Origin of the sequence: Marinobacter salinexigens (genome assembly GCF_008370345.1) — a bacterium.
GTDB lineage: Bacteria > Pseudomonadota > Gammaproteobacteria > Pseudomonadales > Oleiphilaceae > Marinobacter > Marinobacter salinexigens.
Genome location: NZ_VTUU01000091.1, coordinates 1 through 541 on the forward strand (window position 1 = coordinate 1; position 541 = coordinate 541).

At 53.2% G+C, this 541-nt stretch carries 1 pseudogene; it reads right to left on the reverse strand.

Annotation, left to right across the window (positions count from 1 at the left end):
- Positions 1 to 45: 45 nt before the first annotated feature.
- Positions 46 to 541 (reverse strand): annotated as a pseudogene (locus FWJ25_RS20795) (hypothetical protein); the annotation flags it as partial.

Here is a 541-nt window from a genome sequence, read left to right on the forward strand (position 1 = left end):
TCCGAGTGACAATTAAAACCAGTAACAGTAGCAAAAACGAAAAGATTAGAGCTTGTCCTCAAACTCAGAAAGAGGAGTCATCTGTTCTTTCAGACCCTTCCTCTTGCGGATATCCAGCACCAGCTGGGCAGCCTGGGAGCCAGCCTCCAAAGGATCCGAGCCCATCATGTCCCAGTGGTCAAACACACACTGGGGGAACGCCTGACCAGAGGTTGCAGCCCTCAGCTGGCTTGAGAACCCAAAGGACTCGATGACAGGGAGGAAAGCCTTGATGTTGTAGAGCGGGGTACCCGGCCTCTGCATCTCCTCAAAGACATGACCTCTCTTCTGGTTCAGAACACCGTAGATACCACCAAGTGCATTTTCTGGGGCCTGGATCTCCACCAGGTAGACTGGCTCCAGCAGCCTTGGCTTGGCCGTGAGCTGAGAGGCATAGATGACCCTCCTGGCAGTGGGAATGACCTGACCACCACCCCTGTGGATAGCATCAGCATGAAGAACGACATCACATACCTCAAAGCAAATTCCACGCATGTTCTCC